The following is a 478-nucleotide window of genomic DNA, read 5'->3' as shown; positions in this document are numbered from 1 at the left end:
AAAAGCCCGAAGACTCGTTAGAATCCTCGGGCTTCGCTCTTTTGAAAGAAGGCGGCTTCCTACTCTCCCGCATTGCATTGCAGTACCATCGGCGCCACTGGGCTTAACTTCTCTGTTCGGAATGGGAAGAGGTGGGACCCCAGCGCCATAGCCACCTGATGTTTCGCTACCTACATGCGTCGTATGACGTATTGTCTTTCCGACTCGCATGAGGCGTATGGCTGACTATCTCCACAAGCAAAGACCAACACAACTGAAATACGGCTGCAAACGAAAGCCTTCGGGCAATTAGTAGCGCTCGGCTTTGGCGTCGCCGCCTTTACACCTGCGCCCTATCAACGTCCTCGTCTAGGACGACCCTAATGGGGAGTTCTAATCTTGCGGCGGGCTTCGCACTTAGATGCTTTCAGCGCTTATCCCATCCAGACTCGGCTACCCGGCGGTGCGCCTGGCGGCACAACCGGTAGACCGGAGGTCT

Annotated in this window: 2 rRNA genes; both read right to left on the bottom strand. The window is 55.6% G+C overall.

Features of this window, described 5'->3' with window-relative positions:
- Positions 1-46: 46 nt before the first annotated feature.
- Positions 47-159: ribosomal RNA gene (gene rrf, locus KM934_RS12965) — 5S ribosomal RNA — on the bottom strand.
- A 108-nt stretch (positions 160-267) separates the two neighbouring features.
- Positions 268-478, bottom strand: a 23S ribosomal RNA gene (locus KM934_RS12960); the annotation flags it as partial.

It is taken from the genome of Hallella faecis (genome assembly GCF_018789675.1).
Taxonomy (GTDB): domain Bacteria; phylum Bacteroidota; class Bacteroidia; order Bacteroidales; family Bacteroidaceae; genus Prevotella; species Prevotella faecis.
The sequence above is the reverse complement of the archived record's forward strand: the minus strand, read 5'-3'. Positions and strand labels throughout refer to the sequence as shown.